The organism is Paraburkholderia sp. RL18-101-BIB-B, assembly GCF_046026985.1.
Lineage (GTDB): Bacteria > Pseudomonadota > Gammaproteobacteria > Burkholderiales > Burkholderiaceae > Paraburkholderia.
Genome location: NZ_JARESV010000002.1, coordinates 77,317 through 101,740 on the forward strand (window position 1 = coordinate 77,317; position 24,424 = coordinate 101,740).

The following is a 24,424-nucleotide window of genomic DNA, read 5'->3' on the forward strand; positions in this document are numbered from 1 at the left end:
TCAGAGACCTCCGCGCGACTGCCGCGCCGGCCGCTCAGCGTCGGACACGCCCGCCGCCGTCGTCATGCCGGCCGCCGAGCGCACGCGTGACGAGGCGCGCGCGCGCAGCATCTCCTGCGTGATCCGCACGTGCTGCATCGCGTAGTGCTGCGTGGTCAGGTCGCGCGACAGCAGGCCGGCGGCGGCCGCTTGCGCCTGGCGCAGCGCGTCCAGCGGCGCGGCGGCGAGCTGGTCGACCGCTTCACGCAATGCCTGCGGATTGAACGGCGGGATATAGGACGCCTCGCCCGCCGGAAAATAATCCTGCAACGCGCCGACATTCGTGACCACCATCGGCTTGCCGACCGCCGCTGCTTCGAGCATCACGGTGATGCCCGAGGCGTGCGAATTCGGCCGCAACGGCACGACGATCACGTCGGCCCAGTCGTACAGTTCGTGTTGCTTCTTGATGCCGGAGAACAGTGCGATCTCGACATTCGGCGCGCGCAGCGACGCGGGAATCCGGCGACGTGTCGCGAGCTTTACCGTGTAGCGGGCGTCGTTGCCGAACGCCTTGATGAGCGTCTCCCAATCGCGGTCGCGGTCGTTGCCGATCGCTGCAATGCGGATCGGCGTGTGCGGCGCCCATTCGGCCGGTGTTTTGACCGGAAAGTCGCGCGTGTTCAGGCCATAGAGCAGCGGTTTGGCGTCGCGATCGAAATAGCGCCGGCACAGTTCGGCGTTTTCGCTGGCGAGGGTGGTGAGCTGATCGGCGCGCGTCATCAGCTTGCGATACAACCAGCTGCGCAGAATGCCGTAGGAAGGCCATTTATCGAGCAGCCACACGCTTTGCGCGAGCAGCAAGGGCGAGGCGTCGGCGCCCGCCTTGCGGCCGCTCAGCAGCAGCATGAGGGCCGCGGAGAGCCATTCCTGTTCCGTGTGCGTCCAGATCACGTCCGAGCGCAGCATCTCGGCGCGGTTGCGCCACGTATGGATGAAGTCGAATCCGAGCGCCGCCTTCAGCGCGCGGCGCAGCAGGCGCACCGGCTTGCCTTCGCGGGCATCCTGCGAATAGGTGAGCTTGAACGCGTCGGATTCCGCGTGGTGATAGCCATACAGACAGCCAATGTCGTCGCCCTGTCGATAAAAGCGCGGGTCGGCGCCGTAAAACAGATGAACGTGAACTTTCGTACTCATGCAGACACTCCGCTCTGCCGGTGGAAAGGGGCATCGGCGGCCCTGACGCGGGCCGTGCGCCGATGCGCGAACGTGCGGGACGTGGTGCGAGCCAGAGCGATCACGCGGCGCGTGACAGCGCGCGACGCGCCTCGTGCGCACCGCTGCGCACGGCGCGCCAGCGCGTCAGCTTCAGGCCGGCCTGCTTCGAGAGCAGCGCGAGCGCCGCGTGCGTGAGCCCCGGATAAACGCGCGTGCCGACCAGCGTCCACCACCACCAGGCGGTTTCGCGGTGCAGCGGCGGCAACTGGTCGCGCAGGATCAGATGGAAGTTGAAGGCGGCGTTACGCAAGGCCGCCATGGTTTGCGCGTCGCGCCGGTCGTCGTCGAAACGCTCGGCGGGAAAGTGATCGACCGCCACGCGCGGGTCGTACATCAGCTTCCAGCCGGCGTTTCTCACGGCGAGGCTGAACGCCATGTCGTTGTGGACCTGCGCGCCGGCGCCGCGCAGGCGCGCGTCGAAGCGGATGGTGCGCACCGCCTCGCGGCGGTAGCTCATATTCGCGCCCTTCAGAATGTCGACTTCGCGCGCGCCGCCAACGCCCAGATGATGATTGCCGATGATCTTGCCGTGCGCCGTGACCTTGCCCACCAGCGGCCGCTCGCCGTCCAGCACGCGGCCTTTCTCGTGCACCCAGTCGCGTCCGCCGAGCGCGCCGAGGCGCGCGTCGCCGGCGAACGCGGCCGCAATGCGTTCGACCCAGTCGGCGTGCGGCGCGGCGTCGTCGTCGGTGATCGCGATCACGTCGCCGCGCGCGGCGTCCAGACCGCGATTCAGAGCCGCGACCTGGCCGGGCGCTTCGACCAGCGCCACCGAGAGCGGCAGCGCGCCCGGCACGGCCGGATCGCGCAGGCACGCGTGGGTCGCTTCGTCGTCGGCGCGCGCCACCACCACCACTTCGTCAGGCAGCCGCGACTGCCGTTGCAGCGCCGCGAGGCAGCGCGCCAGATCGGCCGGGCGGCGGTAAGTCGGAACCAGTACCGTCACTTTCATCGTGATGTCCTTTTTAGTCGTCGTTGCGCGAGGTTCGGAATGCATCCGCAAACCTCCGGGCTCAGGTGCTCAGGTATTCCTGAACCGCCGCGTAGCCACGGTCGTAGCCGCCGCGCGAGCGGGCCGGCATGCCGTTGAAAATGCCGCCCTGCACGTGCACGCCGGCCGCGCGCAGACGCTTCAACGCATCGTTGATTTCGCCTTCGCTGTGCACGCCCGAGCGCATCACGAAGAAGGTCGATCCGGCATACGCGCCGATGATCGACGCATCGGTCACGGCCAGCACCGGCGGCGTGTCGATCATGATCACGTCGTAGCGCTTGGCGAGGCCTTCGAGGTACTGCGGCAGACGCGGCGACATAAGTAGTTCCGACGGATTCGGCGGACGGCGGCCGCACGAGATGAAGCTCAGGCCGTCGACCTGCGAGCTGCGGATCGCTTCTTCCAGCGAGATCTGGCCGCTCAGCAATTCGGACAGGCCGTTATCCGGCGCACCGCCCAGATAGCGTTCGAGCACACCGCGGCGCATGTCGCCGTCGATCATCAGCACACGCTTGCCCGAGTTCGCGAGCAGCACCGCCAGATTGACCGTCAGGAAGCTCTTGCCGACTCCGGCCATCGGGCCGGTCAGCATGACGATGCGGTTCTTCGCGTCCAGCAGCGTGAACTGCATGGAGGTGCGCAGGCTGCGCAGGCTTTCAACCGTGACGTCCTTGGGCCGCGCATTCGCCAGCACCGAGCGCAGACGCTCGCCGCCGCGCAGGAAGCTGGCTTCGAGCACGCCCTGTTCGGCGGAGAGCGGCACGAGGCCGAACACCGGCAGATGGAACGCGCGCTCGATGTGATCGGGGTCGTCGATGCCCTTGAACATATTGCGGCGCAGGAACACGAAGCCGGTGCCCGCGATCAGCCCGAGAATCACCGCCGCCGACAGGATCAGCGCCTTCTTCGGCTTGACCGGCACGCCCGGACGCAGCGCGGCGTCGACGATATGCACGTTGCCGCCGGTGCCGGCCTTCTGCACCGACAACTCCTGCACGCGGTTAAGCAGCAGCACGTAGATGTCTTCCGCCACCTTGGCGTCGCGCTGCAACTGCACGGCCTTCACTTCGGTGGCCGGCAGATCGCGGAAGCGGTCGGCGTATTTGGTGCGCTGCGCCTGTAATTCGGCCATCTGCTCACGCGCGGCCACCAGCATCGGATGGTCGTCGCCGTAGCGCTCGGTGAGCTGCGCCATCTGCAGACGCAAGCCGGCGATCTGCTGCTCGTACTGCACGCTGCCTTCGAGGTACACCTTGGCCTCGTCGCTCGCGTTGATCGAGCCGGACTGGCGCTGATACGCGGTCAGGGCGGCTTCGGCGCGTTCGAGATCGGACTTCAGGCGCGGCTCCTCGCTCTTCAGGAAGTCGAGCATCTTGCTGGCGTCGGCCTGCTTGTTCAGCACGTGCTGGCGCACATACGACTGTGCGAGCGCGTTGGCGACCAGCGCGGCATGCTCAGGGCTCTTGTCTTCCAGCGAGATCTGGATCACGCCGGTCTGCTTGCCTTGCTCCTGCACCGTGATGGCCGACTGGAACGCGGAGATCGCGTCGAGGTCGTTGGCGCGCATCACCGTGAATTCCTCGCCCGGCCGCGCCACCAGTTTATTGACCATGATGGTCACGCCGCCGCCCTGCTCCTGCTGGCCGACGAGACCGCGCAGCAGCAGCGAACCGTTCTGCGCATACAGGCTGTAGTGCTGGTCGTCGATCACCTTCATGGTCAGCTTCTGACCTTCCAGCGCGGGGATCACGTCGATCGAATCGACGTCGGCCTCTTCACCGCCCCATGCGTACGACGACAGACCCAGCCACGGACGCGCCGGCTGACCCGGCGTCGCCATGCGCGCGGCGATGCTGCCCAGAAGCGGCAGCGTCTTCGGCGTGACGCTGAAGTTCAGCTTCAGTTGCTGCACGACCGGGCCGACCACGCCGCGGCTCTTGATGATTTCGATTTCGGCGTCGGTCGGCAGCGAGGTCGAGCCGGTGGTGATGGCCGCACCGGTCTGCGTCTGCGTGAGCGCCTGCGACGTGTTGTCGGATTGCTCGACCCGCACATGCGCATCCGCCGAATAGATCGGCTTGGCGAGAAAACAATAGGCGCCGGCGATCCCGACGATCACCGCGGCGATGGCGATGAGCCACCAGATATCGTCGAGGATCACCTGCACCAGTTGTCCGAGGACGACGTCCTCTTCTTCGGTCTTGATCGGACCGGCCATGTGTGGAGAGATTTGGTTGCTCACAATTCGATCCCGTATCGGTTACAGCGGTGTTTGCTTCGGTCCCGCGCCGCGTCCTTTACGGACGGCGCGGCGCGGGCCTGACGACGGCTCAGACTGCGGTTCAGACGATCAACGCGTCAGCTGCTTCAGGTAGAACAACGTCTGCACACTCGGCAACACCTGCTGCAACACACGGTTGAAGGTGGTCGACGCGGCGGTGCCCACATACACGACATCCAGCGGCTGCAACTGGAACTGCGAGGACAGCATGATGGCGTCCGGCTGCGTCATGTCGAGGCGGTACACGTCCGGCGTGGTCGGGTGATCTTTCATGCCGCGCATCACGAAGATCTGGCGCGGATTGGCGTCGGTGTCGAGAATGCCGCCGCCTTGCGTCAGCGCGTCGGCGATCGTCATGCGGCCCTTGATGATCGGCAACTGGATCGGCGTTTTCACTTCACCCATCACGAAGACGCGGCTGTCGGTGCGGTCCGGCACGTTGATCACGTCGCCGTTTTGCAGCATCACGTTCTGCGTGGTGTCGCCGCGATCGAGCATGCGGTCGGCGTCGAGCACGTAGAGTTTGTTGTTGCGCGTGAGACGTACGCGCTGAATGTCGGCGTCCGCGTTCGTGCCGCCCGAGCGCGTGATCGCGTCGACCAGCGTGAGCGGCACGTCGCTCACCGCGAGCGGGCCCGGCGTCTTCACTTCGCCGGTCACCTGCACCTTCTGGCCGCGGTACGACAGCACGCGCACGTCGACCTGCGGATTGCGGATATAGCGCACGAGGCCGGAGCTCAATTGATCGCGCAACTCACCGACGGTTTTGCCGGCGGCCCGAATACGGCCGACGAACGGGAAAAAGATCGTGCCGTCGGCCGCGATGGTCTGGCCGTACGGATCGGCCTGGCCCGGCAGCGCGGCCGTGTACGGCTGCTGCAAGGCGCCGCCGATCGACTGCGTGGTGTTGCCGCCCGCCGACAGCGTGCTGCCCTGCGGCGTGGTCAATTCAGGGTGGTCCCACACGGTGATGCCGAGAATGTCCTGCGGCGAGAGCCGGTACACGTACTGCGACGGGTCGCTCAGGGTCGAGGTCGGCAGCACCTGGGTCTTCGCGGCGGCGGCTTGCGCCTGCGCGGTCACGACGGCGGCATCGATCACATGGACCGGATAGGTTTCCGCGGGCTGGCTGTCGTGCTGGCCGTCGTCTTTCAGACGGGACGTATCGAGGTAGTTGCCAGGTGCGGTGGCGCAGGCCGACAGAAAGGACGTCAGCAAAAGCGTGGCGGCAAGTTTCGAGTTGAAATGCGTCGACTTGCCGTTCGCGAATGAGTGTGCAGTGAGTTTTTTCATCAGCATATTTTCTTCAGCCATCCCATGACCAGATGTTCGATGAGCACGAGACTCTCCCTATAAGCGGTTTCCGCACCGCCGTGCGGATCGGCGACGTCGGAATCCGCTTCCCACTTGCCGAGCGGATAGACCTTGCCGCGCGAGGCCGGATCGAGCGCTTCGACATCGCTCACCTGCGCGCGCTCGGTGACCAGCACCAGATCGGCGTCGCGCACGAGTTGCCGGTCAAGACGCCGCGAGTAGTGGATGCCCGAGGCAACGCCCTGCTCGGCGAGCAGGCGTTGCATGACCGGGTCCATGCCGTGGCCGTTCACGGCCCGGATGCCCGCCGAATGAAACGCGATCGGCGCCGCCTGCGAACGCGACGCCGCGCCCTGCCGGGCCTTGAACAGCATTTCGGCGGCGGGCGAACGGCAGACGTTTGCGTGGCAGACGATCAGAACGTTGGCGAACATGGCGGGCTCCGTGATAACGGCTTGTCGATGCGTTGGCAGCGGATCAGCGGCCGGCTTCGGCTGCGTCCGCCGTTTCTTCCTGCGCGAGCGGCAAGCCGTTCGTGCCGACCTTCGCAGGCGCGATGCGCAGCGCGTGCTGACGGCCGATCGCGTGATACTCGATACCGAGCTCGAGCAGCGCGTCCGGTTCGTACAGGTTGCGGCCGTCGAAAATCAGCGGCGTCTTCAGGATCCGCTTGAGCGAGTCGAAGTCCGGGCTCTTGAACGCCTTCCACTCGGTGAGGATCACCAACGCGTCGGCGCCTTCGGCGGCTTCCATCTCTTCCTTCACGAACTCGAGCCGCGCGTGCTGTTGCGGCACGTCCTTCAGGTCCAGCGCGAACACGCGCTTCGATTCGTCGATCGCGACCGGGTCGTACGCTTTCACGCGCGCGCCGCGGCGCAGCAGCTCGGCGATCAGCGGACGGCTCGGCGCTTCGCGCATGTCGTCGGTGTTCGGCTTGAACGCGAGGCCCCACACGCCGAAGGTGCGGTCCGACAGGTCTTCGCCGAGCCGCGCGACGATCTTGTTCGCGAGCACTTTCTTCTGCGTGTCGTTGACCGCTTCGACCGCTTCGAGAATGCGCAGATTCGCCTTGTGATCGGCGGCCGTGCGGATCAGCGCCTGCACGTCCTTCGGGAAGCACGAGCCGCCGTAGCCGCAACCGGCATACAGAAAGTCGTAGCCGATGCGCGGATCGGAACCGATGCCGCGACGCACGGCCTCGATATCCGCGCCGACGCGGTCGGCGAGATTCGCGAGTTCGTTCATGTACGAAATGCGCGTGGCGAGCATCGCGTTGGCCGCGTACTTGGTGAATTCGGCCGAGCGCACGTCCATATACAGCGTGCGTTCGCGATTGCGGTTGAACGGCGCGTAGAGGCGCTTCATCAGGTCGCGCGCTTTCTCGCCCGGCACGTCCTCGTCGCAACCAAGCACGATGCGATCGGGCCGCGTGAAGTCTTCCACCGCCGCGCCTTCTTTCAGGAATTCGGGATTCGACACCACCGAGAACATGTGCGCGGCATTGCGTTCGGCGAGTTCGGCGGCGATCACTTCGCGCACGCGCGAGGCCGTGCCGACCGGCACCGTCGATTTGTCGACGATCACCTTGAAGCCCGTCATATGGCGGCCGATGTTGCGCGCGGCGGCGAGCACGTATTGCAGGTCGGCGGAACCGTCTTCGTCGGATGGCGTGCCGACCGCGATGAACTGGATATCGCCATGCGCGACCGCGGCTTCGACGTCGGTCGAGAACTTCAGGCGGCCGGCCTTGCGATTGCGCGCGATGATCTCCTGCAGACCCGGTTCATGGATCGGCACGCCGCCGTTGTTGAGCACGTCGATCTTGCGCTGATCGACGTCGAGACAGAACACATCGTGGCCGATGTCGGCCAGACATGCGCCCGTCACGAGGCCTACGTAGCCACTACCGATGATCGTCAGGTTCATGTATTACACCTCGCAGAATTGAGTTGATTGGGAAAGGAGCTTAGTAAGCGTTGCTGCCGACGAAGCCTTTCCACAGCGTCAGCACGACGATCTTGATGTCGAGCCAGAAGGTCCAGTGCTGCATGTAGTACAGATCGAGCTTGACGCGGCCCATCATCTTTTCGATGCGGTCGGTTTCGCCGCGATAGCCGTTGATCTGCGCCCACCCGGTGATGCCCGGCTTGATCCGGTAACGGTGCATGTAGCCCTTCACCAGATCCTTGTAGATGTCGTCGTGTTCGAGCGCATGCGGACGCGGGCCGACCACCGACATCTCGCCGCGCAACACGTTGATGAACTGCGGCAGCTCGTCGAGACTGGTGCGCCGCAGGAACGCGCCGACCGCGGTGATGCGCGGATCGCGCCGCGTGGCCTGGGTGATCTTGCCGTGCTCCTCCTTGTGCATCTTCATCGAGCGGAACTTGTAGATCTCGAACTGATTGCCGTCGATGCCTTTGCGCTTTTGCCGGAAGAACACCGGGCCCGGCGAGTTCAGCTTCACCGCGGCGGCGATCACCAGCATCACCGGCGCGAGCGCGGTCAACGCGGCCAGCGCGAACAGACGATCGAACACGCGCTTGGGCAGCACGCGCAGATCGGTGATCGGCGAAGCGGCAAGATTGATCGCCGGCACGCCGAGCAGATCGACCATCGGCTGATTGAAGAGCGTCAGGCTGCGCACGTCCGGAATGAAGCGGATGTTCACGAAGTCGTTGCGCAGATCCATCACGAAGCGATGGATGGCTTTCTCCTTCGAGATCGGCAGCGCCAGCCACAGCTCGCGGATCGCACGCTGGCGCACGAGATGCAGCATGCGCTGATAGTCGCGTTCGACCGGCACGCCTTCGATCACCTCGCCCGCATCCGGGTCTTCGTAGTGATTGATCGTGCTGTCTTCATCGAACACCACGACCGGCGAGAAGCCCGCGTCCGGACGGCTGCGCATCTGCTGGATCAGAAAGCGCCCATACGGTGCGCCGCCGACGATCGCCACCGCGCGCTGATTGAAGCCTTCGCGGCGCAGTCCGCGCAGAATCGAATAGACGATCACCTTGGTGACGATCAGCAGCACGATCGTGGCCACGGCCCAATAGACGAGCCACAGCCGCGACAGGCTGTCCGAGCGGTGCAGGCTGAAGCTGATCAGCACGCCGGTGACTTCCACCAGCAGCCAGCCGCCCGCCACGCGGCACAGCAGGTCGTACAGCGGCTTGCCGCGCCACGACTGATAGATCCCGAGCGCAGGGAAAAACACCACCACCAGCAGGCAGTCGAATGCGAGCGAGACGCTTTGCATATCGTCCAGCCACACGACTTTCCCGCTGTGCACGGCCGTCGCGATGGCGGCGCCGAGCGCGACCATGGCGATGTCGATGATTCTCGATAGAACGCTCAGCATGCGCTGCCCCTCAGTTCGTCAGTCAAGTGCCATCCGTTGGTTGGTTGAAATCCAGTCCGGCGATGGGACGCACAACGCCGGTAACCGCGTCATGCAATTCCATGCGCGACGCGTAACTGTTTGAACCGGTGCTAATTGCCCTTCTGTTTCCCGCCCAAAAAAACTGCCTGAACAGCCGGATTGGGAAACCTGTGTCGGAATGAGTGAATACCCTTGTACAGGTATAGATAAAGCGATATTAAAATTCCCACTGCAAGACCGCAAAAAATCTCAAATTGTATCGGTCAATGTTTCGGCATTTTTTCTGAATTTTGTTCGGCAATTGTTACCGGATTCTGCGTTTGACAGGCATCCTGCAAGCCTTGATGTAAGCCAATCTCGTACTTTGCGAGTGTTTTCCTACGAAGCTTACGCCGCGCCTTCCGTCATCATTCTGCGGCATGAATGGCGATAAAAAAATAGCCGGCGATTTTTTTCGCGTAATTTTTCTTTTTAAAAAATTATCGGGACATTTTTTCTTCACGAAATGGAGAAATTTATTAGGCATTTTATATAGTTTCTATTTAACGCGCTTTTATTGATTCCTGAGTTCGTGATAAAACTCGACGCATTCACCCAGCCTCGAGGAGTCCATCATGACAGCTCCGGTCACGGCCACGCCCGCCGACACCCGGTCCACGCAAGTCAAGTCCCTGAACGTCAAGCTCAAGGTTCATCCCGTGATTCTGGCGGGCGGCTCCGGCACGCGGTTGTGGCCGATGTCGCGCGAACAGCATCCGAAACAGTTGATCGGCCTGCTCGGCGACGATTCGCTGCTGCAATCCACCACGCGCCGTCTCGAGGGACTCGAGGCCGGCTATCCGCTCACCGAGCAACTCGTCGTGGTGGCCAATGAAGAACAACGCTTCACCACCGCCGAGCAATTGCGCACGAGCGGCAAGCCGACCCGGCTGATTCTCGAACCCGCCGGCCGCGACACGGCGCCGGCACTCACGGTGGCCGCCCTCTCGGTCGCCGCGCAGGACGAAGACGGCATCATGGTCGTGATGCCCGCCGATCACGCGGTCACCGACATCGACGGCTTTCACGCGGCCGTGGCCGCCGGCGTGCAGCATGCGGCGGCCGGTCATATCGTCACGATGGGTATCGTGCCGACGCGCGCGGAAACGGGCTACGGCTACATTCGCATTGGCGCGGCGCTTGGCACGACTAACGACACGCAGGACGCCGACGCGGAAGTGACCGGCAAGGTCGGCGCGCACAAACTCGATCGCTTCGTCGAGAAGCCGCATCTGGAGCTCGCGCAGCGATATATCGAATCGAAGGAGTACTGGTGGAATAGCGGCATCTTCATCATGCGCGCGTCGACCTGGCTGAAGGCGATTCGCCATTTCCAGCCGGCCATTTACGAAGCCTGCGATGCGGCCTTCGCGGGCGGCAAGGCGGACGGCGACTTCTTCCGGCTGCAACGCGACGCGTTCAGTGCCTCGCCGTCGAATTCGATCGACTACGCGGTGATGGAGCAACTCGGCAACGATCAAAGCGCGGCCTCGGGCGTGGTCGTGCCGTTGCAGGCCGGCTGGTCCGACGTGGGTTCGTGGGACGCGATCTGGGACATCTCGGATAAGGACGCCGATCAGAACGTGGGCCGTGGGCGCGTGATGTTCGAAGGCGCGGCCTCGACCTTCGCGCATTCGGAAGGACGCCTGATCGCCTGCGTGGGCACGCACGATCTCGTGGTGGTGGAAACGGCCGACGCCATTCTGGTCGCCGACAAGTCGCGCGTGCAGGACGTCAAGAAGATCGTGGGCCGGATTCGCAACGACGGTGGGCTGGAGGCGGCCAACCATCGCAAGGTGCATCGCCCGTGGGGCAACTACGATTCCGTCGACACCGGCGAGCGCTTCCAGGTCAAACGGATCGTGGTGAAACCGGGTGCGCGGCTCTCGCTGCAAATGCATCATCACCGCGCCGAACATTGGATCGTCGTGCGCGGCACGGCGCTCGTCACGCGCGGTGAAGAGCGCTTTATCGTCTCCGAAAACGAATCGGCCTATATTCCGCTGGGTGTCACCCACCGTCTCGAGAATCCGGGCAAGATGCCGCTCGAAATGATCGAGGTCCAGTCCGGTTCGTATCTCGGCGAGGACGACATCGTGCGTTTCGACGACACCTACGGACGTCAGTAACGCGCGTGGACGAGGGGCGTCGGTGAACGGCGTCCTTCTGATAACACCAGTGAATCACAGCGAATGTCACAACGAATGAAACGGGAACCTGCGGCGGTTGCTCCTACCGGCCGCGGGGAACTGCTGTGCTCACCCCGCGTGGGAGATGAGTTCTGTGTACGACGGATAACGATCGGATGCACTGTTCTCGGTCGCCGCCGTGGCAGCGGCCGGTTCGCCGGGATAACGGCGCAACGGACCACGGAATGCGTTGAGCGGTCCATGCAACGGCGCGCCGTGATTGGCCGCGACTGGTTCGGGCACATGGCGCAAGGCAGGCAACGGACGAGCCGCCGTGGGCGCAGGGTTCGCTGAGACATGAGCCGGCGCTTGAGCGGATGCTTGTGCCACGGCCGCGGATTGCGCCGCTGCCGCCAACGTGAGGCATTCGCGGTCGATCCACTGCCGCGCCCAGTCGAGCGCGTATTGCTCCGCCGCCTCAGCTTGCTCAAAGCGCGGGCCGACGAGGCCAGAACGCTCGACGCGTTTGCCGTCCTTCATGATTTCCGCCCACGCGCGATACATGGCGTTAGGCACCTGCTCGGCCGCGACGTAAATCACATAGCCACGCCGGTCGAGGATTTCCGTGCCGCGGGGCGCGAGGCTCATCGACAACGGACTGCGCCGATCGTCAGGCGCAGGCGTGCCGCGCGCCGAAGCGACGGCCGAATTCAAACCATGCATGGCTGCGCCTACCGCGCGCGCTTCATCCGAGCGCGGCAAGCCGGCCCGCACGACATGACGTGCGGGCGCTGCGACGGGTGCCGCTGGCGCACGAGACACCGGCGGCACATTCGCGACGCCGGACAACTGGCGCGTGATGTCGGCGATCGGATCGGCCGAACGCCAACTGCTCAGGCTGTTCGACATGCCGCCGGGCGCTTGCCACGACTCGGGGCTTCTCCAGGACACGCCACGCGGATGCTCGTCGCGCACGCTGGGGGTTTCCGCTACCGGTGCCGCGGGTTTGGCCGCGACGGGCGGCGCCGGTTGGGGGACGTACGCAAAGGTGCGCCCGGTTTGCGACAACAGCCGAACCATCTCCAGCAGCGTGCCGTTCAACTGCCACTCTTCAAAACGGCGCCGGCAAGTCGGACCCGACGGATAGCGCCCTGGCAGTTTCGACCAAGGTTCACCGGTTGTCAGAATCCACAGGACGGCATTCGCCACGATGCGTGGTTCGGCGCGGGGCCGGCCGCGTCGGTTTAGACGGACGGCCGGCTCATCTGAAACAAGCGCTGCCAGCAGCGCCCATTCGTCATTGCTTAGCTCATCGAAAAACATTGGGTTTTCTCCACGCAGCCTGGCCGGGCTGCGGCTTTGGACTGCCACGGATTCAACTGTCACGACCCGTGTGCAGGCCTCGGTTGCACAAATATGTTTTGTACGTTCTGTTGGCTGGTCAATACCGCCCCGACTTAGTGCGGTTTGTCCCTATTGCGAAGCACAAAACGTGGTCTCACTCGTGCATGGGAGAATTTGTGCACGAAGCATACCATCCCCAGGGTTTCCGTGAATATGAATGAGACAAGTGTTACGGATGGAAACAAACTTGTCCTTTTTGCTGCGTCTTTTCTCGCAATGCCGTCACAAAAGTCCGGTCGCTTTCGGCGGCGAAATGACGCTATTGCACCGCACAATCAAAATGCATCACGGGCGAATAACTTTTATGAATCGATCGTCCGTCTGAGACAGGATTTCGATGCATTTTGGCTCGGCTTTGGCCAATCGACCAAGGCGCGGGAAGCAGCGCTGAACACGCTATGTGCAGTGCATCAACGCGGTGAAAATAGCGCGGCCTGAACGACGCGGGAGCATTGAGTGAGCGACCGGTTTCACCGCTCGACACTCCACCGATACAACCGATAGACCAGGTTTTAGCGCACCGGGTTCGCCGCGCCCTCGCCCACCACTGTCGTCCATTGACGCACGCGCCAGCGTGTCACGAGACCGGCGAGTACATACGGATCGGCCTTGGCAAAGGCTTCGGCGGCAGCGGCAGAGTCGCCTTGAAAGAGTAGCATGGCGGTGTCGGTGGGCTCGGCCAGCGCGCCGGCCAGCAGCAGCTCGCCGCGCTCCGTGGCGGCCCACGCGAGCTTCAGATGCTCATCGCGATACGCGGCGCGCCGTTCGAGATAGTCGGACACCAGGTCGTACATCAACAGATAGTGCATGGCGAGCCTCCTTGGCCGGTGTGAGAGCAGACCAGCGACGCAATGGGCGGCACGCATCCTGGTCAATATTACCCATATGTTGGGCGGTAGAATTTCCTGCCGAATTACAATTCAATTGCGTGTGCAGCAATGCACAAAGTTTGTGTTAATTTTTCATCAATCTTATGGAATAGCTTGGTGCTAATTCGTTTGAATTTGCTTCATGCATTTAATCTGGAATGCATAACATCATTCCACGCTCGCGCCATTCGCCACTGGATACTCCAATCCGCCGTCAGTCCCCGCCACGTAAGGGAAAACCAGCGTGAGCGCCTGTCAACCGGAATGCGCTTTTAGCCGTTCTGGCAGACAGCATTTGCCATAATGGACGTGCCGAGGGTCCTGGATACGGTTGACGCCCGCGCGCATGAACGACCAAAAACGTTTTCACCACCGATGGAGTGTCACATGAAAATCCAATCCGCTATCGCCACGCTGGTGCTGGGCGCTGTCCTCGTTTCGCCGGTGTTCGCAGAGAACAGCCAGCAAACCAAAATGGCCGACTGTAACAAGCAGGCCGGTGACAAGAAGGGCGACGACCGTAAGGCGTTCATGAAGACCTGCCTGTCCGCCAAGCCGGCCGCCGCTGCGCCGATGAGCCAGCAGGACAAGATGAAGGCGTGCAACGCGCAAGCCACCGGCAAGAAGGGTGATGACCGCAAGGCGTTCATGAAGACCTGCCTGTCGTCCGCACCGGCTAATTAAACACAACGAATCGGCGTCGTGCGATATGCGCGGCGCCTGAGCGCGCGCCGCTCGAACACAGCGGCGCTGCCATCCGGCACTCGCGCCCCGCGTCCCGCCCCGCCCTTCACGGTCCATCTGCCCGAACCCGCCATTTTTCTTCTATGATGGCTGCGGAGACGGCCCACCCCCCTATACAACATTAGACGGGCCGCCATCTTGTCGTTGGTGCTGCAGAGCATCCATCGGAGGCAAGGATGGTATCGAAGCATAAAAACCGCTGGTTAAGGCGGTGGCTGGTCGTCATCATATTTTGGGCGGTGCCCGTGGCGATCGTGGCGGTGAGCGAGATCCGGGAGGAAATGGCGTACAACGCCGTCGACCTCGACCGTGCGCTGACCACCTGGAATTTCACCGACGCGCAGCGCGCCGCCGGCGCCCCCGCGCGCTGCCACGGCAAGCCCGACGAAGCGCAAGCCGCCGGCTGTCCGGCCGAGGTGCTGGCCGCCAACGCGCCGCGTCAGCAGGACGCCCGCAACGAATACAGCGTGCGCCGCTCCACTTTGATGGCCTATCTCTGGCATGCATTCGTCGGCTACTGGATCGTGCCGGCCGTGGTGCTGTTTCTGCTCGGCGTGCTGATCGGCATGGTGCGCCGCGCGCTGCGGCGTCCGCCGGCGGTCAAGAGTCCGGCGAACCACGGCTGAGCGCGCGTCCGGATCAGAAGGCCGATTGCGGGCCGCTACGCCGGCCGATCTGCAGCGTCGAGGCAACACTTTCAATTTGATTTCAACGCACATTTGCGCGGCGTAAAATCGGTAAAAACGAATGGTCGACACCGTCGCCGCCTTGCTCCTATTGGCTGCGGGCAAACCCGGCGCGAACCGCCGGAGTCCATTTGAAAGCGCGCTGCGCGTAGCTTCCACGCGCACTGCGGTGCCGGTCAAAATTACGGCACGGCGCCTTACGATTAGCCCGAAACCCCCGCCCCACAAGGCTTTTCGCCTAGCGACGAACTGCGCCTTTTGTGCTTGCGTGTGATATAACTCAAAGGCAACCCGGCAAATCAGATGAGGTTGCGCCCCGGAACCATGACGGAGAAAAACGATGCAAAGACGAAACTTCATGTTGAAGACTACCGCTGCGCTCGCTTTCGGAGGCCTTGCACTGGCTGGTTGTACGACCAACAAAGGCAACCCGGATACACCCGCCACCGATTCAGCCAAGCGCCAGTCGATCGACGCTAGCGTCGACGGCACCATGTCGCGGCTCTTCACGACGGTGAAGGGATCGCGCGAACTGGTCTCGAAGGCGCGCGGCGTTCTCGTGTTCCCGTCGGTGCTGCAGGTGGGCTTCGTCGTCGGCGGACAGTATGGCGAAGGTTCGCTGCGCGTAGGCGGCGGCACAGTCGGTTACTACAGCACGATTTCCGGCTCATTCGGCCTGCAGGCGGGTGCACAGTCGAAGGCGATCATCTTCCTGTTCATGACGCAGGACGCACTGGACAAATTCCGCAATGCCGACGGCTGGTCGGCGGGCGGCGACGCGTCCGTCGCGCTGATCAAGATGGGCGCCAATGGCGCGATCGACACCACCACGGCCACCGCCCCGGTCGAGGTGTTCGTGCTGACCAATGCCGGCCTGATGGCCGATGTATCGCTGCAAGGCACCAAGGTCACGCGTCTGAAAATCTAGGCACGCCGTCTGGTTGCCGGTCTGCGGGGTGTGCGTCTGATCCGCCGGGTTCCGTGAGCAGCGGTGGCCGGGTCAGACGCAATCCTGCGCAGCCTGCCTTTGCAGTGGGAGCAACGTGGCATGCGGCCGCGACGGCGAGCTTTTGTGGGCCGCAGCCGCAGACCACCGCCCGTTGCCGGATGCAAAAGCCTGATTCGTCTCAAGTCGTGCGCCAATAAAAAACGGCGATGCGCACCACGCATCGCCGCTCTTTTTCACTCTGCCGCGTGAGCCGAATCTCTTCAGCTCAACTGCCCGACGTATCGATCACCTTGAAGCGCGAACGCTTTTGCGCGCGAATCACCAACTGATACGCATCCACATACTGTTGCGCCATGCGGTGCGAAGTGAAGCGCTCCTCGAAGCGCTGCCGCACACCCGCGCGCGGCATCTTATGCAGCCGATTGACCGCCGCCACCGCGCCGATTTCGTCTTCGACGATAAAACCCGTCACGCCGTCTTCCAGCACTTCCGGCACCGAGCCGCGGTTGAACGCGATCACCGGCGTGCCGCATGCCATCGCTTCGATCATCACGAGGCCGAACGGCTCCGGCCAGTCGATCGGAAACAGCAGCGCGTGAGCGCCGGACAGGAATTCGGCCTTCTGGTTATCCGCGATCTCGCCGATGAACTCGACATAAGGCAAATCCAGTAACGGCCGGATGTCGCGCTCGAAATACTCGCGATCGGCGGCATCCACTTTCGCGGCGATGCGAATCGGCATGCCGCAGCGGCCGGCAATCCGGATCGCGGTGTCGACTCGTTTTTCCGGCGAGATCCGGCCGAGAAACGCAAGGTACTTCTGCTCGACCGGCTGCGGCGTGTAGAGCTGTTCCGGCAAGCCGTGATAGACGGTGGTCAGCCACTTGGCCTGCGGCAGCGGATGCCGCTGCGAATTCGAAATCGAGATCACCGGCGCGGTGTTGAACGTGTCGAACACCGGCTGTTGCTCGGGCAAGTCGAGGCGGCCGTGCATCGTCGTGACAAACGGCGTGTCCTGGCGCTTGAAGACCGAGAACGAGTAGTAGTCGAGGTGAAAGTGCAGGACGTCGAAATTTTCGGCCTGGCGGCGCACCAGTTCCATCAGCAGCATATGGGGCGCCACGCGGTCGCGAATGCCCGGATCGAGACGCAGCGCGCGTGGCCAGACGGGTTCGAGCTTCGCGCTGGTGACGGAGTCGCCGCTCGCGAACAGCGTCACGTCATGGCCGAGATCGACCAGCGCCTCGGTGATGTACGACACGACGCGCTCCGTGCCGCCATACAGCTTCGGCGGCACCGATTCGGTCAAAGGGGCGATCTGCGCAATCTTCATATTATGTCTCCATGAGCTGGCGGCTTGCGCCCTAGGGCGGTGCGCGCCAGCGGCGCTGAGTATGACAGCGCCAATACCTCCGATCAATGCAACGGCCGAATCCGGCCGCGTGCACCACCGGCATCGAAGCATTATTCACTACAGGACAACAAAAAGCCTCTGGTCTTGCATTTCCTCGGTGCTGTTACATTCAGCTTACATACGGCTCCACACGTGAACGGCGGTACGTGTCAGCGCGTGGGCCATTTCCAGGCCGGCAAATCGCGGTCGTCGGCGTCGGCGATACGGGTCGCGCCGAACTGCTTTTCCAGCACGATCGACTGGCTCGCCTCCTCACGTTCGAGCGCCGCGATCAGACGCGCCGCATGCGACACCACCAGCACCTGCGAATGCGCGGCGCCCCGCGCGATCAGGCGGGCAAGCGCCGGCAGCAGGTCCGGATGCAGGCTCGTCTCGGGTTCGTTCAACACGAGGAGTTCAGGCGGACGCGGCGTCAGCAAGGCCGCGACCAGCAGCAGATAGCGCAAGGTGCCGTCCGACAGCTCCGCGCCTTTCAGCGGCCGCAGCAGGCCGTGCTGCTGCATCACCACCTCGAAGCGGCCGTCCTGTGTCGTGACGTCGAGGCGCGAGCCGGGAAAGGCGTCGTCGATGGCGGCGTCGAGCGCGGCCGGGTCGCCGATTTCGCGGATGGTTTGTAACGCGGCGGCAAGGTCCGCGCCGTCGTTGGCGAGCACGGGCGTGTGCGTGCCGATCTGCGGCAGACGCGCGGGCGCGTCGGCGTCGGTGCGGAAATGGTCGTAGAAGCGCCACGAGCGGATCTGCTCACGCACCGTGATCATCTCGGGTGCGCTCCGCAGGTCGGAGAACTCCGTCATCATGCTGTCGAAGCTGGCGACGGGTTGTGGAATGGTCTGCCAGTCGCCGCGCTCGTCGCGCGTGCGCAGCGCCGGGCCGTGGCGGTCCACCAGCAAGGCCGACGGCCGCAGCACGGGGCCGCTCCAGATGCATTCGCGCTTGATGGTCGGATCGAGCGGAAAACGCGTGGCGTCATTGACGAGCGGCAAACCGAGATCGATCGCGTAGCCGAACTGATCGCCGGAAAAACCGAGCCGCAGGCTGACCGGATCTTTGCGGCGCAGCGGTTCAACCGCGAACTCGCCCGCCAGCACGGCGCGCGAAAAGCGCTCAGGTCCGGCCCATAGCGTGGACGGCAAACCGCCCTCGCGCGCGAGCGAGGTAATCAACCCGCCGCGCGCCGCTTCGGCCAGCAGCCGCAGCGAGCGATACACACTCGACTTGCCGCTGCCGTTTGGACCTGTGATCACGTTCAGCCTGCCAAGCGGGACGATCAACTCGCGCAACGAGCGATAGCCCGCAATTGCCAAAGTGGTCAGCATGCGCTGGCCCGACATTCAGTCGCGCACGCGCGCGCGTTCCCTAACTCTGCCGTACCTGGACATGCGCTCACGAGGCCGCGCCCGACGCCGGACAAACACTGGTCGACACGCCCCATCACTTATGCCCGCCGCCCTTGCCCGGTTTCTGTGCCGGCACGCTGCGCAGATCGCGCAGGAAGGTATCGCGCCACACGCCGAGATCGTTCTCGCGCAGCGCCGCCATATTGATCTCATGACGCCGCTGACGCGCGTCGAGCGGCATCTGCAACGCGCGCTGCAAGGCTTCGCACATGCCGATCGCATCATGCGGATTGACCAGCAACGCGCCGGTCAACTCCGCCGCCGCTCCAGCGAAAATCGACAGCACCAGCACGCCGGGGTCGTCGGGATTCTGCGCGGCGACGTATTCCTTCGCGACCAGATTCATGCCGTCGTGCAACGGCGTGACGAAACCGATCTGCGATTCGCGAAACAGCGACATCAGCTTCCAGCGGTCGTACTGCTGGTTCAGATAGCGGATCGGCGTGTAGTCGAGCCCCGAGTAGCGGCCGTTGATGCGCCCTGCTTCGTACTCCAGGTCCTGGCGAATCTTCTGATAGGTGGCGACGTCCGAGCGGGTCGGCGGCGCGATCTGCACCAGCGTGACATTGCCGCGCCATTCCGGCGAGCGCTCCAGCAGATGCTCGAACGCCCGGAACCGCTCGACGAGACCCTTCGAGTAATCGAGCCGGTCGACGCTCATGATCAGCTTGCGGCCTTCCAGGCTTTGCTTCAGGTCGAGCACGTGCTGACGGCTTTCGTAGCGCTTCGCCTGTTCGGCGATTTCGTCGGGGAACACGCCGATGCGGTAAACGCCGGTACGCAGTTTGCGGCCGAATGCTTCGACGAGTCCGTCCGCGCCCACCGTGCCGCGCGCGTGGCGCGTGACGTAATCCTTGAAGGCGAGCTCGTCGGTGGCGGTCTGGAAACCCAGCAGGTCGTAGCACGACAACGACTTCACCAGCTCTTCATGCGGTGGAATGTTCAGCAGGATCTGCGGCGCGGGAAACGGAATGTGCAGGAAGAAGCCGATGCGGTTCGTAATGCCCTCGTTGCGCAGCGCCTCGGCGAACGGGATCAGATGGTAGTCGTGAATCCAGATCACGTCGTCGGGTTCGAGCAGCTTGATGAGCTTGTGCGCGAGCCACGCGTTGACACGCCGGTAGCCCGCGTACTCCTCGCGCTCGTAGCGTGCGAGGTCGTTGCGGTAGTGGAACACCGGCCACAGCGTCGCGTTGGAAAAGCCGCGATAGTACTGGTCGTAATCCTTGCGCGTCAGACCGACGGTCGCGAAGGTGACCGCGCCGTCCTGTTCCAGCGTCGGACCGGCGTTGGCGACGGTCTCGCTGACCACGTCGCCGCTCCAGCCGAACCACACCCCTCCGGCATCCTTCAGCGCGCCGAATACGCCGACCGCGAGGCCGCCGGCCGATCCCTTGGTTTCCGTCGGCGTTGCGACGCGATTCGACACGACGATCAGTCGGCCCATGTTGCATGTCCTCCTTGGTTCGCGCGGCGCGCTCGGGTGCGTTGTCAGGTGTTCGCGGTGTCTCGCGCGCAATGGCGCAGCGAGAACCGGAAACACGATGAAGCACGCGATGCCGCGCCAGGTTGGTGAGTGCGTGGACGGTTCGACCGCTTGGGTGCCGGATCAGTTGCATTCATCGGCACCGCCATGCCAGAGTACGCCGCTTTCCGGCGTCAAACCTTTTCCTTGACCTGCCGCGGCACATCGGCCGCCGGCGGCCGTCCGGCGCGGCTCGCCACCGGATCGGCCTCGGTATGCGCGGCCGTGCTGCCGGCCGGCGTCTGCGTGCTGCGCGGCACCCAGTCGAGCGGTTCACCGTTGCCGGTTTCGAGTTCCGCCGACACTTCCGCACGGGCCCGCGGCAAGTACTGCGGGTAATGCTGCTGGATGAAATCGAGCAGCCCCTCGCGCACCCGGCAGCGCAAATCCCAGTTCAGGCCGGAATCGAGCGAACTGACCAGCGCACGCAATTGCATGGAGCGCTCGGTACCGTCCGTAACCTGCAGCACCTGCACGCGACGGTCCCACTCGGGCGCGTCCTCGACGATGCGCGCCAGCTCCTCGCGCAACGGCGCGAGCGGCATGTGGTAGTCGACGTAAAGAAACACCGTGCCGATGATCTGCGAACTGCTGCGGGTCCAATTGGAAAACGGGTTTTCGATAAACCATTGCAGCGGCACGATCAACCGTCGCTGATCCCACAGACGCACCGACACATACGTGCCGGTGATTTCCTCGATACGCCCCCACTCGCCCTGAATCACGACGACGTCGTCGAGACGGATCGGCTGCGACAGCGCGATCTGCAAGCCGGCGATCAGATTGCCGAGCACCGGCCGCGCCGCGATACCGGCGACCAGGCCCGCCACCCCCGCCGACGCCAGCAGGCTCGCGCCGATCTGCCGGACGTTGGGAAACGTCATCAACGCCCCGCCCACGCCGACGATCACGATCACGAACATCACCGAGCGCGCCAGCACGCGTGCTTGCGTATGGATGCGGCGCGCCTGCAGGTTGTCGGCGGTATCGAGTGGATGGGCCTGAATGATCGCCTCGCCGATCGCCGCCGCCGAGCGCACCGAGAGCCACGTGATCGCGCCGATCAGCGTAATCGCGACGGCGTCGCGCAACGGCGTGATGAAGGTCAGCGTGTCCGGCGCTTCCCACCACACCGCCTCCAGCGCGAGGATCACGAGCACGCACAGCGATGGCTTGTCGATATAGCGCAGCACCACACTGGTGAGCGGATAAGGCCGCGCGAGCCGCTTTACGATGCGCGCGCCGATCCGATGAATGCCCACCGCCAGCACCATCGCGATGACCGAGACGATCAACGCGCCGAGCCACGTATGCAGCGGCGCTTCGGCCATGCGGCTGAGTTCGTCGAGAGTTGGCATGAAGGGGCTTTTCCTCCTGGCTTGAGCGGTGAACAGGACCCGCGCAGAGCGGGCGCGGAACCGGCAAGCATCGAACGTGGCTGCGGTGGTGCGTGATGCGCCGTTGCGCCGAACGGCGCCGGTGGCAAAGCATCCGCCAAAGAAGCAGGCGCGAGCCGCACGACTGCGCGCCGTCGCGGACTGCCTACAACCATCTTAGGTCGTTCGTCAGCGCGATCCTGGAAAGGTGCCGAGGCAAGCCGCTTCTGCAAACGGACGGCCGGGGTTCAAACCGGTTTTCAGGCGGGGCTTCGAAAAAGCCCCGGCGGGATTCCGGCGGCTGAAAACCCGAAACACACCCGCTAGCTAAAACGCCCAACGCACCCGATGCGGGCACGCGAGGTATCAGCCGTGATTCAATTCAACTACCGCTCCTGCAGGGAAACGCCTTGCCGAGCCCCAGCGAGATCGCCGTGCTGGCGTTGTAGCCCGCCACGTTCGGATTCTCCGCAATATATTTACGCACCGCGTCGGTCAGCTGCGCCGAACGCGCGTCCTGCGGCAAGCAGAAGTACTGGCCGACGCGCGGACCGGTCGTGCCGCCGATCGCGTCGATGGTGTTGAAGATGCCGTCGGCGGCGCCTTCGATATAAGCGGCACACGCGCTACGCGATGCCACGTCCGTCTTGGTGCACAGCTTGTTGAGGTCGCCTCCCGTAAACGCTGCTGCCGATAGCGGTACGGCAAGCGCGCTGGCGAAAATCAAAGCCCGCAGCATGGTGTTCCTTTCCAGGGTCGTTTATCAGGCGGTCTTTCGCCGCGTCCAAACGGCGCGCCCAGGCGGCGCGCCAAAGTCGTCATTCTGCACTGTTTTGCGAAGCTCAAGCGTGCGCGGCGCCGCTATCTTCAGGCACTTTTTACTGCCTTGCCAGGCGGCGGCCGCTGCACCGGTACTTTCGCGCTTCGACGCTGGCACGCCTGAAGCTCGGATAGCGCGCCCAGGCGGCCGGCTGACCAGGCTGGCCTTTGAGCGCGGCGTTTGGGCGACGCGCGTCGGCTGCCCATGAACCGCCGCCGACTCGCGCCGCCGCGCGCATCACTTCTGTTGCATCTGCTGCAGGCGCGCGGTCAGCCCTTCGACCACATCCGGCTCTTTGTAGGTCTTGGCGAAATCGAGCGCCGTCATGCCGATCTGGTTCTTCACCGTCAGGTCCGCGCCGTTGTCGAGCAGCAGCTTCACCGTCGACACATGGCCGCCGCGCGCGGCCATCATCAGCGGCGTGGTGCCGTTCGGCGAGCCGGCGTCGACGTAGGCCGAATGGTCGAGCAGCACCTTGACGACGTCGTCATGGCCGTTCGCCGCCGCGTAGTGCAACGGCGCCCAGCCCTTCTTGTTGACTTCGGCGTCTTTCGCGATCAGCAGGTTGACGAAGTCGAGGTCGCCGTTCAACGACGCCATCATCATCGCGTTCTCGCCGGCTTTGTCCTGAATCTCGATGTTGGTCTTCGGATTGGCGACCAGCGCGGCGCCGACCTTGTCCGATTTTTCGCGCGCGGCCAGCACCAGCAGCGGCATGCCCTGGTTGTCCACGCTGTTCGGGTCCATGCCCTTGGCGAGCAGTTTGTTGACGCCGTCGACGTCGTCGAACTTGACCGATTTGATCAGCGAATCGATCGGCGCAGCCTGAGCCGGCGACACCATCAGCGAAGTCAGCGCCGCACAGGCCAGCGTTGCCGCGAATGCGACGCGCGAGGCGCGGCGCCGCGCCGAAGCCAGCGCGCCACGCGCCGCCAAAGTGTCCTGGGATGCTGCGATCGACATCGAAATTTCTCTCATATTTGACTTTAGGAAACGTCCCTATCCTTTTGATATTGATCGACTTTACGTCTCACACGCCAGTGGGCGCGGGGATCTTGAAAAGGCGGAAAAAGTTCTGCGTGGTCGCGGCGGCCAGCGCCGTTTCCGGCATCTCGCGTTGCTGCGCGATGAAGCGTCCGACATAACTGACGTACGCAGGTTCATTAGGCTTGCCGCGATACGGCACGGGCGCGAGGTACGGCGAGTCGGTTTCGATCAGCAAGCGCTCGAGCGGCACGCGGCGCGCGACGTCCTGCACATCCGTCGCGCTCTTGAACGTGACGATGCCCGACAGCGAGATGTGAAAATTCTGCGCCAGCGCCTGTTCGGCGACGGCCCACGGCTCCGTGAAGCAATGCATCACGCCGCCCGGCTCGCCCGCGCGCTCCTCGGCCATGATGCGCAGCGTGTCTTCCGACGACGAGCGCGTATGGATGATCAGCGGCTTTCCAGTGGCATGCGCCGCGCGGATATGGGTGCGAAAGCGCTCGCGCTGCCATTCCATGTCGGCGATCGTGCGGCCTTCCAGACGATAGTAGTCGAGACCCGTCTCGCCGATCGCGACCACCTTCGGATGCCCGGCCAGTTCGACCAGTTCGGCGACGCTCGGCTCGCGCATGTCCTCGTGATCCGGATGCACGCCGACCGAGGCGTACACGTTCTCATACCGGCTGGCGATATCGAGCACGGACGGCAGCGTTTCCAGATCGACGGACACGCACAGCGCATGCGTGACCGAGTGGCTGCGCATATTCTCGAGCACTTGCGGCAGGCGGTCGGCGAGTCCTTCGAAATTGATATGGCAGTGCGAGTCGACAAACATGGTGATGTCCTGCGTAGGA

General features: G+C 63.9%; 21 protein-coding genes. 5 read left to right on the top strand and 16 right to left on the bottom strand.

All coding sequences use genetic code 11. The features are described 5' to 3' along the window. From P0D73_RS03335 to P0D73_RS03365, 7 genes are all read right to left on the bottom strand, one after another. A complete protein-coding gene (locus tag P0D73_RS03335; protein WP_408429723.1) occupies positions 1–1,176 on the bottom strand; it encodes a glycosyltransferase in 1,176 nt (391 codons plus the stop codon). A gap of 100 nt (positions 1,177–1,276) precedes the next feature. Beyond that, positions 1,277–2,209: a glycosyltransferase family 2 protein gene (locus P0D73_RS03340; protein WP_408286636.1), complete on the bottom strand. Its 933-nt coding sequence runs from the start codon at positions 2,207–2,209 to the stop codon at positions 1,277–1,279. Between the two features lie 61 nt (positions 2,210–2,270). Beyond that, positions 2,271–4,469, bottom strand: a complete 2,199-nt coding sequence (locus P0D73_RS03345; RefSeq protein ID WP_132376906.1) for a polysaccharide biosynthesis tyrosine autokinase — start codon at positions 4,467–4,469, stop codon at positions 2,271–2,273. A 132-nt stretch (positions 4,470–4,601) separates the two neighbouring features. Next, entirely contained in the window at positions 4,602–5,831 is a 1,230-nt protein-coding gene (locus P0D73_RS03350) for a polysaccharide biosynthesis/export family protein (RefSeq protein WP_408175787.1), read from the bottom strand. Next, complete coding sequence (locus P0D73_RS03355; RefSeq protein WP_132374651.1) at positions 5,825–6,280, bottom strand: arsenate reductase/protein-tyrosine-phosphatase family protein; 456 nt, start codon at positions 6,278–6,280, stop codon at positions 5,825–5,827. The genes P0D73_RS03350 and P0D73_RS03355 overlap by 7 nt, the downstream gene beginning before the upstream one ends. Before the next feature lie 43 nt (positions 6,281–6,323). Next, on the bottom strand, positions 6,324–7,772 hold the full coding sequence (locus P0D73_RS03360; RefSeq protein WP_408175428.1) for a UDP-glucose dehydrogenase family protein: 1,449 nt from the start codon (positions 7,770–7,772) through the stop codon (positions 6,324–6,326). A 40-nt stretch (positions 7,773–7,812) separates the two neighbouring features. Then, complete coding sequence (locus P0D73_RS03365; protein ID WP_132374653.1) at positions 7,813–9,210, bottom strand: undecaprenyl-phosphate glucose phosphotransferase; 1,398 nt, start codon at positions 9,208–9,210, stop codon at positions 7,813–7,815. Positions 9,211–9,845: 635 nt separating this feature from the next. Between P0D73_RS03365 and P0D73_RS03370 the strand changes: the two genes are divergently transcribed. Beyond that, positions 9,846–11,399, top strand: a complete 1,554-nt coding sequence (locus tag P0D73_RS03370; RefSeq protein WP_408286639.1) for a mannose-1-phosphate guanylyltransferase/mannose-6-phosphate isomerase — start codon at positions 9,846–9,848, stop codon at positions 11,397–11,399. 129 nt (positions 11,400–11,528) lie between these two features. Here the strand turns inward: P0D73_RS03370 and P0D73_RS03375 are convergent, their stop codons facing one another. After that, positions 11,529–12,722, bottom strand: a complete 1,194-nt coding sequence (locus tag P0D73_RS03375) for a DUF6566 family protein (protein ID WP_408429727.1) — start codon at positions 12,720–12,722, stop codon at positions 11,529–11,531. Positions 12,723–12,950: 228 nt separating this feature from the next. Here P0D73_RS03375 and P0D73_RS03380 point away from each other — a divergent pair, with 228 nt between their 5' ends. After that, positions 12,951–13,241, top strand: a complete 291-nt coding sequence (locus P0D73_RS03380; RefSeq protein ID WP_408429729.1) for a hypothetical protein — start codon at positions 12,951–12,953, stop codon at positions 13,239–13,241. 74 nt (positions 13,242–13,315) lie between these two features. Here P0D73_RS03380 and P0D73_RS03385 read toward each other — a convergent pair whose 3' ends face one another. Further along, on the bottom strand, positions 13,316–13,612 hold the full coding sequence (locus tag P0D73_RS03385; protein WP_132374657.1) for a YciI-like protein: 297 nt from the start codon (positions 13,610–13,612) through the stop codon (positions 13,316–13,318). A gap of 447 nt (positions 13,613–14,059) precedes the next feature. Here P0D73_RS03385 and P0D73_RS03390 point away from each other — a divergent pair, with 447 nt between their 5' ends. The 3 genes from P0D73_RS03390 (at position 14,060) to P0D73_RS03400 (ending at position 16,030) form a co-directional block, all read left to right on the top strand. Continuing rightward, positions 14,060–14,356 carry a PsiF family protein gene (locus P0D73_RS03390; protein ID WP_132374658.1) on the top strand — a complete coding sequence of 99 codons (297 nt, stop codon included), beginning with the start codon at positions 14,060–14,062 and terminating at the stop codon, positions 14,354–14,356. Between the two features lie 236 nt (positions 14,357–14,592). Continuing rightward, positions 14,593–15,042: a hypothetical protein gene (locus P0D73_RS03395; protein WP_132374659.1), complete on the top strand. Its 450-nt coding sequence runs from the start codon at positions 14,593–14,595 to the stop codon at positions 15,040–15,042. Positions 15,043–15,442: 400 nt separating this feature from the next. Beyond that, entirely contained in the window at positions 15,443–16,030 is a 588-nt protein-coding gene (locus tag P0D73_RS03400; protein WP_132374660.1) for a BPSL1445 family SYLF domain-containing lipoprotein, read from the top strand. A 286-nt stretch (positions 16,031–16,316) separates the two neighbouring features. Here the strand turns inward: P0D73_RS03400 and P0D73_RS03405 are convergent, their stop codons facing one another. The 7 genes from P0D73_RS03405 to P0D73_RS03435 all read right to left on the bottom strand — a co-directional run bounded on the left by P0D73_RS03405 (position 16,317) and on the right by P0D73_RS03435 (position 24,405). After that, positions 16,317–17,384, bottom strand: a complete 1,068-nt coding sequence (locus P0D73_RS03405) for a glycosyltransferase family 4 protein (RefSeq protein WP_408429731.1) — start codon at positions 17,382–17,384, stop codon at positions 16,317–16,319. A gap of 230 nt (positions 17,385–17,614) precedes the next feature. Next, positions 17,615–18,781 (bottom strand): AAA family ATPase, encoded by a 1,167-nt coding sequence (locus P0D73_RS03410; RefSeq protein WP_408429733.1) that lies wholly within the window; start codon positions 18,779–18,781, stop codon positions 17,615–17,617. 115 nt (positions 18,782–18,896) lie between these two features. After that, on the bottom strand, positions 18,897–20,309 hold the full coding sequence (otsA, locus tag P0D73_RS03415) for an alpha,alpha-trehalose-phosphate synthase (UDP-forming) (RefSeq protein WP_132374663.1): 1,413 nt from the start codon (positions 20,307–20,309) through the stop codon (positions 18,897–18,899). A 212-nt stretch (positions 20,310–20,521) separates the two neighbouring features. Then, positions 20,522–21,745: a mechanosensitive ion channel family protein gene (locus P0D73_RS03420; protein ID WP_408429736.1), complete on the bottom strand. Its 1,224-nt coding sequence runs from the start codon at positions 21,743–21,745 to the stop codon at positions 20,522–20,524. Between the two features lie 400 nt (positions 21,746–22,145). Continuing rightward, positions 22,146–22,502: a Rap1a/Tai family immunity protein gene (locus P0D73_RS03425; RefSeq protein WP_132374665.1), complete on the bottom strand. Its 357-nt coding sequence runs from the start codon at positions 22,500–22,502 to the stop codon at positions 22,146–22,148. Between the two features lie 318 nt (positions 22,503–22,820). Beyond that, complete coding sequence (locus tag P0D73_RS03430; protein WP_408286647.1) at positions 22,821–23,546, bottom strand: ankyrin repeat domain-containing protein; 726 nt, start codon at positions 23,544–23,546, stop codon at positions 22,821–22,823. Positions 23,547–23,613: 67 nt separating this feature from the next. Continuing rightward, on the bottom strand, positions 23,614–24,405 hold the full coding sequence (locus P0D73_RS03435; RefSeq protein WP_408429739.1) for a TatD family hydrolase: 792 nt from the start codon (positions 24,403–24,405) through the stop codon (positions 23,614–23,616). Positions 24,406–24,424: the final 19 nt, after the last annotated feature.

Excerpts from the sequence above, each read along its gene's own strand:
- P0D73_RS03430 (WP_408286647.1), bottom strand. The coding sequence starts at position 23,546 with ATGTCGATCGCAGCATCCCAGGACACTTTGGCGGCGCGTGGCGCGCTG.
- P0D73_RS03345 (WP_132376906.1), bottom strand. The coding sequence starts at position 4,469 with ATGGCCGGTCCGATCAAGACCGAAGAAGAGGACGTCGTCCTCGGACAA.
- otsA (WP_132374663.1), bottom strand. The coding sequence starts at position 20,309 with ATGGGCCGACTGATCGTCGTGTCGAATCGCGTCGCAACGCCGACGGAA.
- P0D73_RS03395 (WP_132374659.1), top strand. The coding sequence starts at position 14,593 with ATGGTATCGAAGCATAAAAACCGCTGGTTAAGGCGGTGGCTGGTCGTC.
- P0D73_RS03410 (WP_408429733.1), bottom strand. The coding sequence starts at position 18,781 with ATGCTGACCACTTTGGCAATTGCGGGCTATCGCTCGTTGCGCGAGTTG.
- P0D73_RS03420 (WP_408429736.1), bottom strand. The coding sequence starts at position 21,745 with ATGCCAACTCTCGACGAACTCAGCCGCATGGCCGAAGCGCCGCTGCAT.
- P0D73_RS03405 (WP_408429731.1), bottom strand. The coding sequence starts at position 17,384 with ATGAAGATTGCGCAGATCGCCCCTTTGACCGAATCGGTGCCGCCGAAG.
- P0D73_RS03375 (WP_408429727.1), bottom strand. The coding sequence starts at position 12,722 with ATGTTTTTCGATGAGCTAAGCAATGACGAATGGGCGCTGCTGGCAGCG.
- P0D73_RS03435 (WP_408429739.1), bottom strand. The coding sequence starts at position 24,405 with ATGTTTGTCGACTCGCACTGCCATATCAATTTCGAAGGACTCGCCGAC.
- P0D73_RS03355 (WP_132374651.1), bottom strand. The coding sequence starts at position 6,280 with ATGTTCGCCAACGTTCTGATCGTCTGCCACGCAAACGTCTGCCGTTCG.
- P0D73_RS03400 (WP_132374660.1), top strand. The coding sequence starts at position 15,443 with ATGCAAAGACGAAACTTCATGTTGAAGACTACCGCTGCGCTCGCTTTC.
- P0D73_RS03370 (WP_408286639.1), top strand. The coding sequence starts at position 9,846 with ATGACAGCTCCGGTCACGGCCACGCCCGCCGACACCCGGTCCACGCAA.
- P0D73_RS03425 (WP_132374665.1), bottom strand. The coding sequence starts at position 22,502 with ATGCTGCGGGCTTTGATTTTCGCCAGCGCGCTTGCCGTACCGCTATCG.
- P0D73_RS03350 (WP_408175787.1), bottom strand. The coding sequence starts at position 5,831 with ATGCTGATGAAAAAACTCACTGCACACTCATTCGCGAACGGCAAGTCG.
- P0D73_RS03340 (WP_408286636.1), bottom strand. The coding sequence starts at position 2,209 with ATGAAAGTGACGGTACTGGTTCCGACTTACCGCCGCCCGGCCGATCTG.
- P0D73_RS03365 (WP_132374653.1), bottom strand. The coding sequence starts at position 9,210 with ATGCTGAGCGTTCTATCGAGAATCATCGACATCGCCATGGTCGCGCTC.
- P0D73_RS03390 (WP_132374658.1), top strand. The coding sequence starts at position 14,060 with ATGAAAATCCAATCCGCTATCGCCACGCTGGTGCTGGGCGCTGTCCTC.
- P0D73_RS03335 (WP_408429723.1), bottom strand. The coding sequence starts at position 1,176 with ATGAGTACGAAAGTTCACGTTCATCTGTTTTACGGCGCCGACCCGCGC.
- P0D73_RS03385 (WP_132374657.1), bottom strand. The coding sequence starts at position 13,612 with ATGCACTATCTGTTGATGTACGACCTGGTGTCCGACTATCTCGAACGG.
- P0D73_RS03360 (WP_408175428.1), bottom strand. The coding sequence starts at position 7,772 with ATGAACCTGACGATCATCGGTAGTGGCTACGTAGGCCTCGTGACGGGC.